We start from the raw sequence: 15,953 nt of genomic DNA, 5'->3' as shown, positions 1-15,953 counted from the left end.
CCGTCCCCGGCGGGCCCTCGACACACCGCCTCGGCGCGGGCGTTCACAGCCCGTGCCGGTCGAGGACGGCCATCAGTTTCCGCTTGCGCTTCTGGTCGGTGCGCAGGGCGGCGAGGTAGGTGGCGAACTCGGCTTCGGCACCCAGGGCGCGATGACAGGCGCGGGCGCTGAGCAGCAGCTCCGCGAGGCGTTCGTACGCCGCGTCACCGGTCTGCTTGCGCAGCGGCTCGATCCAGCGGAGGTAGACGGTCAGGGCGTCGGCCGGTTGCCGGTCGCGGATCCGGTCGGCCAGGGCGAGCCACTGCCGCTGGTCGGCGCAGCCGTCGGTGGCTGCCTGCCAGGCCGCCTGGAGGTCGTTGTCGTCGAGGAGGGCGTCGACCAGCACGGAGCCGCCGTACCAGCGGCCCTGCTCGGGGCGTGCGACGGCCTTGAGCACCTCCAGGGCTCCTGAGCGCTCGCTGCTCTCCCACGTGCCGGCGGCGCGAGCCGCCGTACGCAGCTGTTGGTAGGCCGAGAGCGAGGGACGAGCACGCAGCACGTCCCGGCGGACCGCGACCACGTCGGCCGGGCGACCGGCCCGCTGATGGCGCTCGCAGACGAAGGCGACCAGATCGCTGTCAGGGCCCCCCTCGGCTCCAGTCTCGCGCAGGCCGCGTTCCGCCCACTCCATGGCTTCGTGCGCACGGCCCGCCGCCTCCAGCTGTCTCGCGATCACCAGGTGGGTGTGGCCGTTCGGGGCGAGGTCCGCCGAGTGGACCTCGACCAGCGCGTCCACGGCGTCACCGTCGGCCTTCAGCAGGCTCTCCATGAGGTACTTCTCCGCCCACCCCTTGGGGTTGGCCCGCCAAGCGGCCACGACCAGCGTGCGCGCCCGGGCCAAGCCCGGGTCGCCGAGCACGTCCCGATAGGCGAAGAGATCGATGTCGGTGGCGTCGTTCGCCGGGTCCAGCAGATGTGCCACCAGCCACTCGGCGGTCTCCGCCGGGTCGGGCCGGGCAGTCCGGCAGGCTTCGAGGTGGGCTTCGGCCAACTCTGCGGTCAGGTCCCCGACCAGGCCGTCCGAGTCGTCGATCTCCCCGTACGCGCGCCCCAGAGCGCGGAGGGCCTCGCGGGCCACCTCGACCGCGTCCGCCGCCCGGCCGCTCGCCGTCAGTGCTCGCAATGCGGTGACGGCCTCTGCCGCCTGCCTGCCGTAGGCGTGGGCGTCGGCGTACTCCACGTAGCCGTAGCGGGTGAAGGGGCGCGTGTCGAGGAGGTGCAGGACGCGCTCCCGGACCACGCCGGTGTCCTCACCGGCGGCGGCCGCGCGCAGCTCCAGGCGGCGCCGCAGATCACGGTCGTCGGCAAGCTGCTCGCGGACCAAGGCGAGCAGTTCCTCCCGGGTGCGGGACTCCAGCCAGCCGTCCAGCAGCCGGGTGCGCGTGGCGGCGGCCGACCGCTGCCCCGGTACGGAACCGGCCTGCCCCAGGACCGTCAGGCCGACCGCCACGCAGTGCTTGCAGAAATTGCCCTCCCGGCCGTACGGGCAGTCGCACCAGCCGGTGAGCCCGCTGTCCTCGTCCTCGGTCAGCTCCACCTCGTAGGCGTCGCTGCCGTCGACGGTGGCGGTGATCGACTGGTCTCCGACCTCGAGCCGCGCGACCGCGGACAGATAGCCGAGCCCCCGCTCGAAGGAGCGTCCCCCCGCCAGCCGACGCAGATCCTTCTCGGTAAATCGCAGAGCATGTGTCACGGCATCCACTCAATCGCACGCGAAGCCGCCTCCGGCATGCCTTGCCGAAAAAACGGGCATCTGGCATCTGCCGCTCGCACACAGGGCTGAATGTCCTGCGCAGCGGGAACTCAGCCTGTGCTGGACGCGGGCCCTCAGGAAGCCGCCTGGCAGGCCTTGCCCCTCAGTGGGGCCAGGCAAACGGACGGAGCTCCGGGCGCCCACCTGATGGCGTGTCGGAGAGGTCGGCCATCGGTCGGCGTGAGTCCGGCAAGACCGGGCGACAGCTGACCGGACATGCGAATCGTTGTACGCTGCCGGGACCGCCCTTGACCTGCAATGAGCAGGCAGGGAGCAGACGAAACGGGAGTTACCTCGTGTTGCGTACCATGTTCAAGTCCAAGATCCACCGGGCCACCGTCACGCAGGCCGACCTGCACTACGTCGGCTCCGTGACCATCGACGCCGATCTGCTCGACGCCGCCGATCTGCTGCCCGGGGAGCTCGTCCACATCGTGGACATCACCAACGGCGCCCGGCTGGAGACCTACGTCATCGAGGGCGAGCGCGGTTCCGGGGTCATCGGGATCAACGGGGCCGCGGCCCACCTCGTGCACCCCGGGGACCTGGTCATCCTGATCAGCTACGCGCAGGTCGAGGACGCCGAGGCGCGGGCGCTCAAGCCGCGCGTGGTGCACGTCGACGGTGACAACCGCATCATCGAACTGGGCGCGGACCCGTCCGCCCCGGTACCCGGAACGGACCAGGAGCGCAGCCCCCACGCGGTGGCTGTCTGAGCTGAGGGGGAGCGGGTCATGGCGATCGAGCTGGTCGACGAGCGCAGGGCCGGGCGGCTGCTGGCGGTCGAGGACCGCCGGGTGGTCGGGTTCATCGCGTACTTCGAGCTCTCCGCCGAGCCCCGCGCCCTGGTGGCCGTGCACACCGTCGTCGAGCCCGGCCACGAGGGCCGGGGGATCGGCGGGGACCTCGTGAAGGGGTTCTACGGCATGGCCGCGGACGAGGGCGTGCCCGTGGTGCCGCTGTGCCCGTACGCCGCCGCCTGGGCCGCCCGCCATCCCGACAGGGCGCCCGCCGCTCCGGAGGCCGTGACCGAGGCCGCCAGGGCGCAGCTGGAGCGGGACGCCGACCTGTGGTGAAGCGGCTGACGCTGCTCCACACCGCGCAGGTCCACGTCCCGGTCTTCGACGCCCTCCGCGACCGGGACCACCCGCGGGCCGTACTGCGCCACCTGGTCGTCCCCGCCCTGCTGGACCGGGCCCGGGAGGCGGGTCCGGAGTCGGTGGTCCCGGAGCTGCGCGGCCTGCTCCGGGAGGCCGGCGGCCCCGTGCTGGTCACCTGCTCGACGATCGGGGCGGCCGCGGAGGCCCTGGCCCCCGGCCTGGGCTTCCCGGTGCTGCGGGTGGACCGGCCGATGGCGGCCGAGGCCGTCCGTACGGGCCCGCGGGCCGTCGTACTGGCCACCGTGGAGTCGACCTTCGCCCCGACCCTGGCCCTGCTGGCCGAGGAGGCCGGCGGGCGGCCCCTGGCCGTCCGTACGCGGCTCGTGCCCGGCGCGTGGGAGCGCTTCGAGGCCGGTGACACGGGCCGCTACCTGGCCGCGGTGGCCGAGGCGGTCGACGCCGTCACGGACGCTGACGTCATCGTCCTGGCCCAGGCCTCCATGGCCGGCGCCGCCGGCCTCGCCCGTACCCGCCTCCCCGTGCTGTCCAGCCCCGCCCCGGGCCTGGCCGCCGCCCTCGCCGAGGGGCGTACCGGCTGAGATCGGGGGAAGGTGGGGCCTATGGTGCGAAACCCAGAACAGACGCAGCCGCCGGTCCCCGACCCCGAACCGGCCCCCGACCCGTTCCCGCCCCTGCCCGACCCCGGTCCCGTACCGCGTCCGGTACCCCCGGTGCCGCCGCCCTTCCCCGAGCCCGACCCGGTGCCCCCGCCCCCGGGACCCGCGCCCATCCCGCAGCCGGGGCCGCTGAGCTGAGGGTCAACTGGGGCTGCGGGACGGCTGGTTGTCGCCCTTGTCACGTCATCGGGCCGCCGTTAGGTTGTGCGGTTACTGATGTCGTCAAGGGGGGCTCCCATGGGTGTACGGGGCCGGCATCGCCGGTACCAGCCGAGCAGCATCAACCGGGCCTCGCTCGCCGTCACCGCGGGTGGCGCCGGGTTGGCGCTCCCCCTCATCGGTGCCGGAGACGCGCAGGCCGCCTCCGTGGACACCTGGAACAAGGTCGCCGCCTGCGAATCGACGAACAACTGGCAGATCAACACCGGCAACGGCTACTACGGCGGGCTCCAGTTCAGCCAGAGCACCTGGCGCGAATTCGGCGGCACCGCCTACGCCCCGCGCGCCGACCTCGCCACCAAGGCCCAGCAGATCGCGGTGGCCGAGAAGGTCCTCAAGGGGCAGGGGCCGCAGGCCTGGCCCGCGTGCGGCCCCCAGTCCGGGCTCAGCCGCAGCGCGCCGGCGCCCGTCCTCGACACCAAGGCGTCGCCCAAGACGTCGCCCAAGCCGGCGGCGAAGCCGGCCGCGAAGCCGGCCGCGCAGGCCCCCATGGACCGGATCCAGCCGACCAAGGCCACCACCCCGGCGCCCGTCAGCATGCCCCGCCCCACCGGGACCTCCGTCCTGCCGAACCCGTACGTCGTCGCGCCCGGGGACTCCCTCTCGACGATCGCCTCCGAGCAGCGGGTGGAGGGCGGCTGGCAGGCCCTGTACGAGACCAACCGGTCCACCGTCGGCGGAAACCCCAACCTGATCTTCCCGGGCCAGCGGCTCACCCTCAGGATCACCACCGCCCCGCCCGCCCAGAACCCCGAGAAGCCGCCGAGCACCGCCGAGCCGGTCAAGCCCGTGGAACCGGCCGCTCCCAAGCCGGAGCAGGCCAAGCCCGAGCAGGCCAAGCCGGCCGAGAAGCCGAAGCCCGAGCAGGCCAAGCCCGCCGAGCAGCCCAAGCCCGAGCAGGCCAAGCCCGCCGAGAAGCCCAAGCCCGAGCAGGCCAAGCCCGCCGAGAAGCCCAAGCCCGAGCAGGCCGCCAAGCCCGCCGGCAAGCCCGCCTCAGCGCAGCAGAAGCCCGCCTCGGGCGGCGGCGCCTTCACCGCCCCCGTCGACTCCGGCATCGGCACCGCCTACCGCGTCTCCGGGTCCTCCTGGTCCAGCGGCTACCACACGGGCGTCGACTTCCCGGTGCCGACCGGCACCAGCGTCAAGGCGGTCGGACCCGGCACGGTCGAGTCGGCCGGCTGGGCCGGGGCGTACGGCTACCAGGTCGTCATCAAGCACGCCGACGGCCGCTACTCCCAGTACGCCCACCTGTCCGCGCTCGGCGTGAAGGCCGGCCAGCAGGTCTCCGGCGGCCAGCGGATCGGCCGCTCCGGCTCGACCGGCAACTCCAGCGGCCCGCACCTGCACTTCGAGATGCGCACCGCCCCCGGCTACGGCTCCGACATCGACCCGCTGAAGTACCTCAGGAACAAGGGCGTCGGAATCTGACCCCCGCACGTGCGGCGGCACGGCCGTGAGCAGGACCAGGCCGGCCGCCGCCAGTGCGCCGCTCGCCAGCGCCGCCACCGCCCCGGCGGTCCCGTACCGGAAGCCCTCGTCGAACAGCGAGATCCCGACCGCCGCCGCGACCACCGGGTTGACCACCGTCACCGTGGCCAGCGGCGCGGTCAGCCCCGCGCCCCGGTAGGCGGCCTGCGACAGCAGCAGCCCGGCGGCCGCCAGTACGGCGATCGCCGCCAGGTCCGGCCCCGGGGCACCCGGCGCACCCTGGGAGAAGGCCTCGGCGACCGACTTGGTGAACACCGAGCCCATCCCGAAGGCCGTACCGGCCGCCGCGGCCAGCAGCACGCTGCGCAGCACCGCCCGGCGCGCCCGCCGCGCCGCCAGGAACAGCGCCGCCGCCCCGGCCGCCGTCACGGCCAGCAGCAGGGTCCGCTCACCGCCCGCCAGGGCCTGGCCCCCGCGCCCGTCCCCGCCGGTCAGGGCGAGCAGCCCGGCCAGGCCCGCCGTCGCCGGCAGCGCCCCGCGCCACGCCGCCGCGCCCGCCCGGCGGTGTACGAACACGGCCGCCATCGGCAGCGCGAAGACGATGGTCAGCGCGCCCAGCGGCTGGACCAGGCTCAACGGCCCGTACGCCAGCGCCACCACGTGCAGCAGGGCGCCGAGGCCGTTCAGCGCGACCGCCGCCCACCAGCCGGCCCGGCGCAGCGGGGCGTAGGGGCGGTCCGGCGTGCTCGCCGCGACGCGTTCCTGGACGATCGCCCCGCCCGCGTAGGCGACGGCGGAGACCAGGCAGAGCAGAACCGACAGGGCCAGGGCACTCATGTGATCCACCATGCCCCACCCGGACGCGCTCCTCATCCGCCCGGAGACCTCTTGATCACGGGCCGAGTCATCCTCCTGGCATACACCAGCGGGAGTACGCGCAAGCCGCGCGGCGGGGACGAAGGGGCGTGATCCCCTCCATACCGTGACAGCGTCCTCGCGGTCCGTGAAGCGGGCGGGGACGGGTTTGGTCCCGGGCGTGTCGGATCCGTACAGTTTCCGTTTTGGGGACTTCCGCAGCAGGCGGACGCGGACGAGCGAGCAAGGAACGGCAGCGGCCATGACGGTGACCGAAGACAACCACGCATACGGGCCGGGCATCGACCCCGAGCGCCTCGCCGTCTGCCTCAGCGTGCTCGACGAACTCGACAAGATCGACGTCGACCACCCGGACGCCATCACCGTACGCCGCGCCACCGCCGGCATCTACCGGACGGTCAAGCAGCGCCGCCGCCAGGAGCGCCGCGCCGCCAAGACCGCCAACGACAAGGCCGTCACCGAGGCGACCGCGACCGGCTCCGCCGAGCGCATCGACGACGAGACCGAGGGCCTGCTGCCCTCCTCCGTCACCGAGGCGGGCCGGATCGCCGGGATACTCCAGCGCCCGCGCTCCTGCTACGTCTGCAAGACGCGGTACGTCGAGGTCGACTACTTCTACCACCAGCTCTGCCCGAGGTGCGCCGCCGAGAACCGGGCCAAGCGCGAGGCCCGCGCCGACCTCACCGGCAAGCGCGCGCTGCTCACCGGCGGCCGGGCCAAGATCGGCATGTACATCGCGCTGCGGCTGCTCCGCGACGGCGCCCACACCACGATCACCACCCGCTTCCCCAAGGACGCCATCCGCCGCTTCAAGGCGATGGAGGACTCGGCCGACTGGATGCACCGCCTGGAGGTCGTCGGCATCGACCTGCGCGACCCCGCGCAGGCCGTGGCCCTCGCCGACCAGGTCGCCGAGGCCGGCCCGCTCGACATCCTCGTCAACAACGCCACGCAGACCGTGCGCCGCCTGCCCACCGCGTACGCGGCCCTGGTCGAGGGCGAGAGCGCCCCGCTGCCGGCCGGCGAGCTCCCCGCCCACCACGTCATCGGCGCCTTCAACTCGGGCGCCGTCGACGGCCTGGCGGCGCTGCCCGTCGGCGTGAGCGGCCTGGAGGCACAGAAGGTCGCCGACCTCGCCCTGGTCGCCGGCAACGCCAGCCTCGAACGGCACATCGCCGGCACCGCCATCGACGCGGGCGGCCTGCTGCCGGACGTCGTCGAGTCCAACACCTGGGTCCAGACCATCGACCAGATCTCCCCGGTGGAGCTCCTGGAGACCCAGCTCTGCAACTACACGTCGCCGTTCATCCTGATCAGCGCGCTGCGGCCGGCGATGGCCGCGGCCGCCCGGCAGGCGGCAAGCGGCCGCGCGTACGTCGTCAACGTCTCGGCGATGGAGGGCGTCTTCAGCCGCGGCTACAAGGGCGCGGGACACCCGAACACCAACGCCGCCAAGGCCGCGATGAACATGGTGACGCGGACCAGCGGCCAGGAGATGTTCCAGAGCGACGGCATCCTGATGACCTCCGTCGACACCGGCTGGATCACCGACGAGCGCCCGCACTTCGACAAGCTGCGCCTCGCCGAGGAGGGCTTCCACGCGCCCCTCGACCTGGTGGACGGCGCCGCCCGCGTCTACGACCCGATCGTCCGGGGCGAGGCCGGCGAGGACCTCTACGGGGTCTTCCTGAAGGACTACGCCCCCGCGAACTGGTAGACCGGCCGACTGCTGAACCAGTCAACTGCCGAACCGTCCCGCACCGGACACCCCGAGGGGCCGGCCGTCTCCCCGAGACGGCCGGCCCCTCACTCGTACGGGCGAACCCCGCCCGGGATTCCGTAGGCCCCGGCGGCGACCAGTTCCAGCACCGGCCGCCAGTCCTCCACGACCCCGGCGTCCAGGCCCGACGCCGGGCCCGAACGCACCGCCTGCCGCAGCGCGTCGGCGGCCGCTCCGCCGTCCCCGCCGGGGCCGTGAGGCCGTACCAGACGGGCCACGCGGTCGCCCAGCAGCGGGCGGACCGCCTCCGCCGCGTCGCGCCCGCCGGCCGCCAGAAGCGGGCCCAGGCCGTGGACCAGACCGGCCACTTGGAGCTCCTTGTCGAAGGGGTGCGAGCGGCGCAGGAGGGCCGCCGTCTGGAGGCCGATGCCGCTCCGTTGCGCGTGCAGGAGCTCCATCAGTTCGTCGACACTGTCGATCGTGGGCAACCCCGACATAGCCACAGCGGCTCCCTCCGTCGTCCGCGCGCACGCGCCACCGCCGTCGAGCAGATCAGCCCCGGCGGACACGCCGACGTACGACTTCCTGAACTCGGGGCGAAAACAAGCGGTCCAGGGCGGATTTTACCGTTCCATCGAGCGGACCCCCGCTCATATGTGTACCCTAAGGCGCAAGGAGCCCCACCCGGGCCCCGCTCCAACAAGGCGCCACCGCGTCCGGACAAGCTACTCAAATCCCCTTTCCGGCGCGCGGTCCCGCCCGCCGGGTTACGCGACACAAGGGAGTGCGCGGTGACTGAGACGAAGAAGCAAGACCCGACCATGGAGCTCACGGGGCGGAAGGCGAGCACGCGGTCCGACGAACTCGGCAGCCTCGAGGTCTGGGCCCGCTCCGCACCCATCCGGCTGGCCGGCTACGAGGACGACCTCGCGGAGCCGCACATCCTGCCCGGCATCGACTGACCCCGGCACGGCCGCCGGCCCCCGGCCCCGGCCCACCGTCGGAACCGCGCCCCCGCGCCCCACGGCGACGGGGGCGCGGCACGAGCGCGACGAGCCGCCCGCCCGGTCCCCCGGAGCGACGGGACCGCCGGCCCGGTTCCCGCAGGGCGTACGCCGTGAGCGTCATCGCTGACGGCGATCACGCCTTCCGCCGCCGGGCCGCGCCCGGCAGGGTCGGGGCATGAGACTCCTGATGCTGGGTGGCACCGAATTCGTCGGGCGCGCGATCACCGAAGACGCCCTGGACCGCGGCTGGGACGTGACCGTCTTCCACCGGGGGCACCACGCGCCCCCGCCCGGAACCTCCGCGCTGCACGGGGACCGCACCGCCCCCGGCGGCCTCGCGGCCCTCGCCGAGGGGGAGTGGGACCTGGTCGTCGACACCTGGAGCGGCGCTCCCACCGCCGTCCGCGACAGCGCCCGGCTGCTCGCCGGCCGGGCCGGCGGGTACGCGTACGTCTCCAGCCGCTCCGTGTACACCTACCCCGCCTCCGCCGCGCGCGGCGAGGACGCCCCGGTGGTCGAGGGCTCACCCGACGCCGGCTCCACCGCCTACGCCGAGGACAAGCGCGGCGGCGAGCTCGCCGCCCTCGACGCCTTCGGCGACCGCGCCCTCCTCGTACGCGCCGGACTGATCCTCGGCCCGTACGAGAACGTCGGCCGGCTGCCCTGGTGGCTGGACCGCACCGCCCGGGGCGGCCCGATGCTCGCCCCCGGCCCCCGCGACCTCCCGCTCCAGTACATCGACGTCCGCGACCTCGCGCGATGGACCCTGGACGCGGCCCGGGCGGGCCTCGGCGGGCCCTACGACCTGGTCTCCCCGCCCGGCCACGCCACCATGGGCGCCCTCCTGGAGGCCTGTGCCGCCGCCACCGGCGGCCGGCCGGACCTGCGCTGGACCGACGCGTCGGTGATCCAGGAGGCCGGGATCGAACCCTGGACCGAACTGCCGATCTGGCTCCCCGAGGGCGAGCTGCACGCGTACATGTTCGGCGGCGACGTCACCAAGGCCCTGGGGGCGGGCCTCACCTGCCGGCCGGTCGAGGAGACCGTCGCCGACACCTGGGCCTGGCTCCGCTCGATCGGCGGCGTCGCCCCGCAGCGCCCCGACCGGCCGCGGAAGGGCATCACCGCGGAGCAGGAGGCGGCCCTACTCGGGCTCTGACGAGGCGGCCTCCGCGAGCCGGGTCGGCGGCAGGTACTCCCGCAGCAGCCGGCGGTGCCACCAGGCGCCCGTCTCGCGCAGCTCCCGCCAGGTGGTGAACCGGTAGCGGTACAGCCTGGCCCGCACGAAACGCGGCGGGGCGTCCGGGAACGGGTTGTGGCGGATCAGCCGCAGCGTGTCCCGGTCGCCCGCCAGCAGCCGCTCCACGAACGGCCCGAACCAGTCCCGGGCGTAACCGGGGGAGAGGGCCGCGAACCACATCAGCCAGTCCAGCCGCAGGTGGTAGGGGGCGAACTGGCGAGGGATCCGGCGGAGTTCGGTCGGCTTGCCCTTGAAGCCGTACTCGCGCCAGTCGCCGTCCTCGTGGGGGACGCGGTCGGCGGTCCCCTCGACCACCACCTCGTCGCGGATCCGGCCGACGGTGCCGAAGGCCCCGTACGTGTTGACCAGGTGCAGGGAGTCGAAGGAGCGGTTCATCACCTGGCGGCGCGAGACCAGGTTGGCCACGGGGTGCCGGCTGAGCACCAGCACCAGCACGGTCGCCGCGCACACCAGGACCACGTACCAGACCGGCGCGCCCCGGGAGGCGGCGGCGGGCGGCGGACCCGCGATCCGCGTGAAGTCCACGGCCGAGAGGGCGAGGGCGATCGTCAGCCAGTTCAGCCAGGCGAAGTTCCCGGACAGCACCAGCCACAGCTGGGTGGCCACCATGACCCAGGCCGCGTACGAGGCCACCGGCTGCGGGGTGAACAGCAGGACCGGAACCACCAGTTGCGTGAAGTGGTTCGCCGCGCACTCCGCCTTGTGCAGCGGCTTCGGCAGGTGGTGGAAGAACCAGCTCAGCGGGTTCGGCATCGGCTGCGTCTCGTGGTGGTAGTACAGGCACGTCAGCCGGCGCCAGCAGGCGTCGCCCCGCATCTTGATCAGCCCGGCGCCGAACTCCACCCGGAACAGCACCCACCGCAGCAGCCACAGCACCAGCACGGGCGGCCCGGCCCGGGCGTTGCCGAGGAAGACGGCGAGGAAGCCGACCTCCAGCAGCAGCGACTCCCAGCCGAACGAGTACCAGGTCTGGCCGACGTTGACGATCGACAGGTACAGCAGCCACAGCAGCGCCCACATCCCCATGGCGGCGCCCAGCGGCACCAGGTCCCCCACCCCGGCGGCGAGCGCCGCCGCCAGGGCCGCCCCGGTCCAGGCGCAGCAGGCGAAGAGCCGGTCGGAGTAGCGCAGTTGGAACAGGCTCGGGGCGTGCCGGAAGGGCACGTACCGCACGTAGCGCGGGACGGGCAGCATGCCGTTCGCCCCGATGAGTGCCCGGAACTGCAGGGCGGCTCCGACGAAGGCGAAGAGGTAGACACCGGCCAGGGCCCGCTGGAAGACCAGCCGGGCGAGCCAGGAGCCGGGCGCCGTAAACCAGTCCATCCCCTCCAGTATCAGCCGGAGGCGGCCGGGGCGCGCAGCCGGCGGCCTTTGAATGCGTTCAAGTCACGGTTCGCCGTCGGCGGGGCCCTTCGGGCGTCCGGGCGGCCGCCCCCGCAGCCCCCGCCGGCCGCTCCGGTTGCGGGCCCGGGGGACATGCGGCAGACAAGAGGGAGCAACCGGGGCGAAAAGGGAGAGCAGCGTGAACGACCTGAACGACGTGCCCGCACCGACATCCCGTCAGGCAGCGCGCCGTCAGGCACCGCGCCGTCACGCTCCGGCCCGTACGGCCGTCTTGGCCCTCCTCGGCCTGATCGCCGCCGGCTGCGGCGGCACCGGCCCCGAACAGACCAACGGCCCCGTCCCCGAAAGCCAGGCGCTCACCCTCCAGCCCGTCGGCGCCGCCGGCCCCGACCCCTTCACCCCCTCCTCCGCCACCGCCGAATCGGCCCCCGTACAGCCCCCGCTCCCCAACCCGACCGGCCGGGGGATCCGCACGGTCGGCGCGGCCACCCCCGGCCTGTACGGCGGGACCAGCCGGCTCGGCAGCTGCGACGTCGAACGCCAGGTCGCCCTCCTCGCCTCGGACGACGCCAAGGCCCGCTCCTTCGCCCAGGCCTCCGGGATCGAAGCGGAGAAGCTCCCCGACTTCCTGCGCGGCCTCACCCCGGTGGTCTTGCGCGCCGACACCCGCGTCACCAACCACGGCTTCCGCGACGGCCGGGCCGACGGCTACCAGGCCGTGCTCCAGGCCGGCAGCGCCGTCCTCGTCGACGACCACGGCATGCCCCGGGTCCGCTGCGCCTGCGGGAACCCCCTCGGACCGCCCCGCTCCGCCAAGGGCAGCCCGGTCCTCAAGGGCGACCAGTGGAACGGCTACCAGCCCCACCAGGTCATCGTCATCGAGCCGACCATCCAGGTGATCAAACGGCTCGTCATCGTCAACATCGCCGACAACACCTGGATCGAACGCAAGGCCGGTGACGACGGGGCCCAGGACAAGCCCCCGAGGGCGCTGCCCCCCTACGACCCCGCCGACGGCATCCCCAACGCCCCCGCCACCCCCGCCGAGGACCCGCCCTCCGACCCCTGCGCCCCCACCGGCCCCGACAGCCTGGCCCGGACCACCCCGCCGCAGCCCCCGCAGGCCGCGCCCTCCGGAGCCCCCTCAGCCGTGCCCGCCGACCCGCCCACGCCGGGCACCCCCTCGGCCGTGCCCTGCCCGCCCGGGGCAGGCACCGTGCCCCGCGCGCCCGCCTCCCCGCAGGACGCCCCCGGCGGCAACCCGCCCCCGTCCGACGGCCCCGGCGCCGCCCCGGCCGACCCGAACGGGGACCTGCCCGGCGACCTGCCCGGCACCGGCCCGTCCGACCCCGGCATCACCCTGACCCCGGACGACGGCCCGGGCACCGGCGGTGACCCGGCCCTGCCCCCGGACGCGGCCGATCCCGCCGCCCCGGACGGCTACCCGGACCAGCTGCCGGCCACGGACGAGCCCCCGTACCTGGAGAGCGCCTGACGCCCCGCTGTGTCATGGTGGACCGGTGCCGAGCACCGTATCGCTGCCGGAGGACTGGCCCGCACACGCCGACCGTTCCCTGTCGCTGAACCGGATGGGCAGTTTCGACTGGGACCTGGTCACCGGGCTCATGCACATGGACACGGCGGCCCTCGAGGTATTCGACACGACCCCGGACGAGTACGACGGACGGCCGGGATCGCTGTCCCCGCGCGTCCCGGCCGCCGAGTCGGCCCGGCTGGACGCCCTCGTCTCCAGCGCCCTCAAGAGCGGCGAGGACACCTACGGCGCGTACTTCCGGATCCGCTGCCGCGACGGGACCCTGCGCTGGACCCACACCCAGGGCCGCGTCATGCGGGGCCCGGACGGCCGCCCGTACCGGATCATCGGCATCGTCCGCGACGCGACCGAGGAGCTCAGCCACTCCGCGGAACGCCTCGGGCTCGACGAGGAGCGGCAGCGCCAGACCTCCGTCGTGGAGAGCACCACCGCCGCCCTCGCGCACGCCCGGACCGTACGCGACGTCATCGACGTCATCGGCGACGCCCACGGGCTGGAGCGCCTCGGCTCCATGGGCATGGTGATGGGCCTGGTCGAGGCCGGCCGGATCCACCTGGTGGCCGAGGGCCCCGCCGACAGCTTCGTCCCCGGCACCCGCTACACGCGCGTCGACGAGCAGTACCCGATGAGCGAGGTCGTCCGCTCGCTCCAGCCCCGCTTCCTCGACTCCGCGGAGGAGTTCGCCGAGGGGTACCCGGACCTCTGGTCGAAGATCTCCTCCATGCGGATATCGGCCGCCGCGTACCTGCCGCTCATCGCGCAGGCCCGGCCGATCGGCGCGATCGGGCTGCTCTACCAGGACAAGGACGGCTTCACCCAGGACGAACGGAACCTGCTGGTCGCCCTGGGCAGCAGCATCGCCCAGAGCCTCCAGCGGGCGATGCTGCTGGAACAGGAGCACGACCTCGCCGAAGGCCTCCAGCAGGCCATGCTGCCCCGCCGGATCCCGGCGGTCCCCGGGGCGCAGATCGCCGTGCGCTACCGGTCGGCCCGGATGGGCCAGGACATCGGCGGGGACTGGTACGACGTGATCCAGCTCCCCGGCGGCCGGGTCGGCGCCGTCATCGGCGACGTCCAGGGCCACGACACCCACGCGGCGGCCGTCATGGGCCAGCTCCGCATCGTGCTGCGCGCCTACGCCGCCGAAGGGCACTCCCCGGGCACCGTGATGGCCCGGGCCTCGGTGTTCCTGTACGAACTGGACACCGACCGCTTCGCGACCTGCACCTACGTGGAGGCGGACCTCTCCACCGGAGTCCTCCAGATCGTGCGCGCCGGACACATCGACCCGCTGCTGCGCACCCTCGACGGGGAGTGCCGCAGGCTGCCGGTGGAGGGCGGGATGCCGCTCGGCCTGTCGGCGGAGTTCGGCCGGCTCGAATATCCGGTGACCACCGTGGAGCTGGACCCGGGGGAGACGCTCGTCCTGTGCACCGACGGGCTGGTGGAACAGCCCGGCGCGGACCTCGACGACGGCGTCAGCCTGCTGACCTCCCTGGTCCGCGGCGGCCCCGACGACCTCCAGCGGCTCGCCGACCGGCTGTGCGAGGTGGTCGACGACCGGGGCGGCGACGACGACATGGCCCTGCTCCTGCTGCGCCGCCAGGGCGAGGACACCCGGCCCGGCGCGGGCCGGCTCCAGCAGCACGTGGCCCCCGGGGACCCCGAGGCGCTCGTCGCCGCCCGGCACATGATCGGCGCGGCGGTCCGTTCGTGGGGCGCGCGGGAGCGGGCCGACGAGATCGAACTGGTCGCGGACGAGCTGATCGTCAACGCCCTGATGCACACCGACGGCCCGGCGATCGTGACCCTGCGCGTCCTGGCGGGCGCGGAGCGCCGGCTGCGGGTGGAGGTGGAGGACCGCTCCAGCGCCCTCCCGCGCCGCCGCGAGGCGGGCGAGGCCGGGGTCTCGGGGCGGGGCCTGATGCTGGTGGACCGGCTGGCGGACGTCTGGGGCGTGGAGCCCAGGGGCAGCGGCAAGTGCGTGTGGTGCGAGTTCGTGATGGGCTGAGCACCCCCGGCCGCTCCGCCGCGTGCCGTTCTGTTCCGTGCCGCTCCGGTCGCGGGCGGCGGCGGGCGGCGGGAGGCTGGGAGGGTGCCCGAGCTGCCGGAGGTCGAGGCCCTGAGGGAGTTCCTCGACGAGCACCTCGCCGGGCGGGTGGTCGAACGCGTCCTCCCGCTCGCGGTCAGCGTGCTCAAGACGTACGACCCTCCCCCCACCGCCCTCGAAGGGCAGCCCGCCGGCCCCGTCGCCCGGTACGGCAAGTTCCTCGCCCTGCGCGCCGGCGGGCTCCACCTGGTCACCCACCTCGCCCGGGCCGGCTGGCTCCGCTGGCGCGAGGAATTCCCCGCCCGGCCGCCCCGCCCCGGCAAGGGGCCGCTCGCGCTGCGCCTCGTACTGGAGGGCGGCGGAGGCTTCGACCTCACCGAGGCGGGCACGCAGAAGCGGCTGGCCGTGTACGTGGTGCGCGACCCCCGGGAGGTGCCGGGCATCGCCCGCCTCGGCCCCGACCCGCTCGCCGAGGGCTTCGGGCGGGACGCCTTCGCGGCGCTGCTGGCGGGGGAGCGGCGGCAGATCAAGGGAGTGCTGCGCGACCAGGGCGTGATCGCCGGGATCGGGAACGCGTACAGCGACGAGATCCTGCACGTCGCACGCGTGTCGCCGTTCAAGCTGGCCTCCTCCTTCGACGAGGAGCAGGTCACCCACCTCTACGGGGCCGTGCGGGACACCCTGCGGGCTGCCGTCGAGCGGGCCCACGGGCTGGCGGCCCAGGATCTGAAGGCCGAGAAGAAGAGCGGGATGCGGGTCCACGGGCGGGACGGCGAGCCGTGCCCGGTGTGCGGGGACACCGTCCGCTCGGTGTCGTTCGCGGACTCCTCGCTCCAGTACTGCCCCACCTGCCAGACCGGCGGCAAGCCGCTCGCGGACCGCAGGCTCTCCCGCCTCCTCAAGTAGCCGGCGCGCTGCGTAGAC

General features: G+C 74.2%; 13 protein-coding genes and 1 pseudogene. 10 read left to right on the top strand and 4 right to left on the bottom strand.

The genetic code is table 11. The features are described from left to right. Window positions 1-43: 43 nt before the first annotated feature. The gene (locus AC069X_RS15045; protein WP_478728743.1) at window positions 44-1,732 is read right to left on the bottom strand and encodes an SWIM zinc finger family protein; all 1,689 of its coding nucleotides are present in this window, start codon (window positions 1,730-1,732) and stop codon (window positions 44-46) included. A 356-nt stretch (window positions 1,733-2,088) separates the two neighbouring features. On the opposite strand from AC069X_RS15045, the gene panD reads away from it, so the two are divergent. The 4 genes from panD to AC069X_RS15025 all read left to right on the top strand — a co-directional run bounded on the left by panD (window position 2,089) and on the right by AC069X_RS15025 (window position 5,216). After that, complete coding sequence (panD, locus tag AC069X_RS15040) at window positions 2,089-2,508, top strand: aspartate 1-decarboxylase (RefSeq protein WP_358892600.1); 420 nt, start codon at window positions 2,089-2,091, stop codon at window positions 2,506-2,508. A gap of 18 nt (window positions 2,509-2,526) precedes the next feature. Further along, window positions 2,527-2,868, top strand: a complete 342-nt coding sequence (locus AC069X_RS15035; RefSeq protein WP_478728741.1) for a GNAT family N-acetyltransferase — start codon at window positions 2,527-2,529, stop codon at window positions 2,866-2,868. Beyond that, entirely contained in the window at window positions 2,862-3,491 is a 630-nt protein-coding gene (locus tag AC069X_RS15030; protein WP_478728739.1) for an aspartate/glutamate racemase family protein, read from the top strand. The genes AC069X_RS15035 and AC069X_RS15030 overlap by 7 nt, the downstream gene beginning before the upstream one ends. A gap of 315 nt (window positions 3,492-3,806) precedes the next feature. After that, a complete protein-coding gene (locus tag AC069X_RS15025; RefSeq protein WP_478728737.1) occupies window positions 3,807-5,216 on the top strand; it encodes a transglycosylase family protein in 1,410 nt (469 codons plus the stop codon). A gap of 24 nt (window positions 5,217-5,240) precedes the next feature. Here AC069X_RS15025 and AC069X_RS15020 read toward each other — a convergent pair. Next, a pseudogene (locus AC069X_RS15020) lies at window positions 5,241-6,053 on the bottom strand (DMT family transporter); the annotation flags it as partial. Between the two features lie 280 nt (window positions 6,054-6,333). On the opposite strand from AC069X_RS15020, the gene AC069X_RS15015 reads away from it, so the two are divergent. Next, complete coding sequence (locus AC069X_RS15015; protein WP_478728735.1) at window positions 6,334-7,809, top strand: SDR family NAD(P)-dependent oxidoreductase; 1,476 nt, start codon at window positions 6,334-6,336, stop codon at window positions 7,807-7,809. An 89-nt stretch (window positions 7,810-7,898) separates the two neighbouring features. Here the strand turns inward: AC069X_RS15015 and AC069X_RS15010 are convergent, their stop codons facing one another. Further along, window positions 7,899-8,309 carry a hypothetical protein gene (locus tag AC069X_RS15010; protein WP_478728733.1) on the bottom strand — a complete coding sequence of 137 codons (411 nt, stop codon included), beginning with the start codon at window positions 8,307-8,309 and terminating at the stop codon, window positions 7,899-7,901. A gap of 294 nt (window positions 8,310-8,603) precedes the next feature. On the opposite strand from AC069X_RS15010, the gene AC069X_RS15005 reads away from it, so the two are divergent. Next, window positions 8,604-8,774, top strand: a complete 171-nt coding sequence (locus AC069X_RS15005; RefSeq protein ID WP_478728781.1) for a hypothetical protein — start codon at window positions 8,604-8,606, stop codon at window positions 8,772-8,774. A gap of 220 nt (window positions 8,775-8,994) precedes the next feature. Then, complete coding sequence (locus AC069X_RS15000; RefSeq protein WP_478728731.1) at window positions 8,995-9,978, top strand: NAD-dependent epimerase/dehydratase family protein; 984 nt, start codon at window positions 8,995-8,997, stop codon at window positions 9,976-9,978. Here AC069X_RS15000 and AC069X_RS14995 read toward each other — a convergent pair. Continuing rightward, window positions 9,964-11,403, bottom strand: a complete 1,440-nt coding sequence (locus AC069X_RS14995) for a lipase maturation factor family protein (protein WP_478728729.1) — start codon at window positions 11,401-11,403, stop codon at window positions 9,964-9,966. The genes AC069X_RS15000 and AC069X_RS14995 overlap by 15 nt on opposite strands. Window positions 11,404-11,602: 199 nt before the next feature. Here AC069X_RS14995 and AC069X_RS14990 point away from each other — a divergent pair, with 199 nt between their 5' ends. The 3 genes from AC069X_RS14990 (at window position 11,603) to AC069X_RS14980 (ending at window position 15,935) form a co-directional block, all read left to right on the top strand. Further along, the gene (locus tag AC069X_RS14990) at window positions 11,603-12,919 is read left to right on the top strand and encodes a DUF6777 domain-containing protein (protein ID WP_478728727.1); all 1,317 of its coding nucleotides are present in this window, start codon (window positions 11,603-11,605) and stop codon (window positions 12,917-12,919) included. Window positions 12,920-12,926: 7 nt separating this feature from the next. Beyond that, window positions 12,927-14,990 carry a SpoIIE family protein phosphatase gene (locus AC069X_RS14985; RefSeq protein WP_478728779.1) on the top strand — a complete coding sequence of 688 codons (2,064 nt, stop codon included), beginning with the start codon at window positions 12,927-12,929 and terminating at the stop codon, window positions 14,988-14,990. Between the two features lie 84 nt (window positions 14,991-15,074). Next, window positions 15,075-15,935, top strand: coding sequence for an Fpg/Nei family DNA glycosylase (locus AC069X_RS14980; protein ID WP_478728725.1), 861 nt, complete (start codon window positions 15,075-15,077; stop codon window positions 15,933-15,935). The last annotated feature ends 18 nt before the right edge of the window (window positions 15,936-15,953 follow it).

It is taken from the genome of Streptomyces sp. NPDC043896, assembly GCF_056435605.1.
The sequence above is the reverse complement of the archived record's forward strand: the minus strand, read 5'-3'. Positions and strand labels throughout refer to the sequence as shown.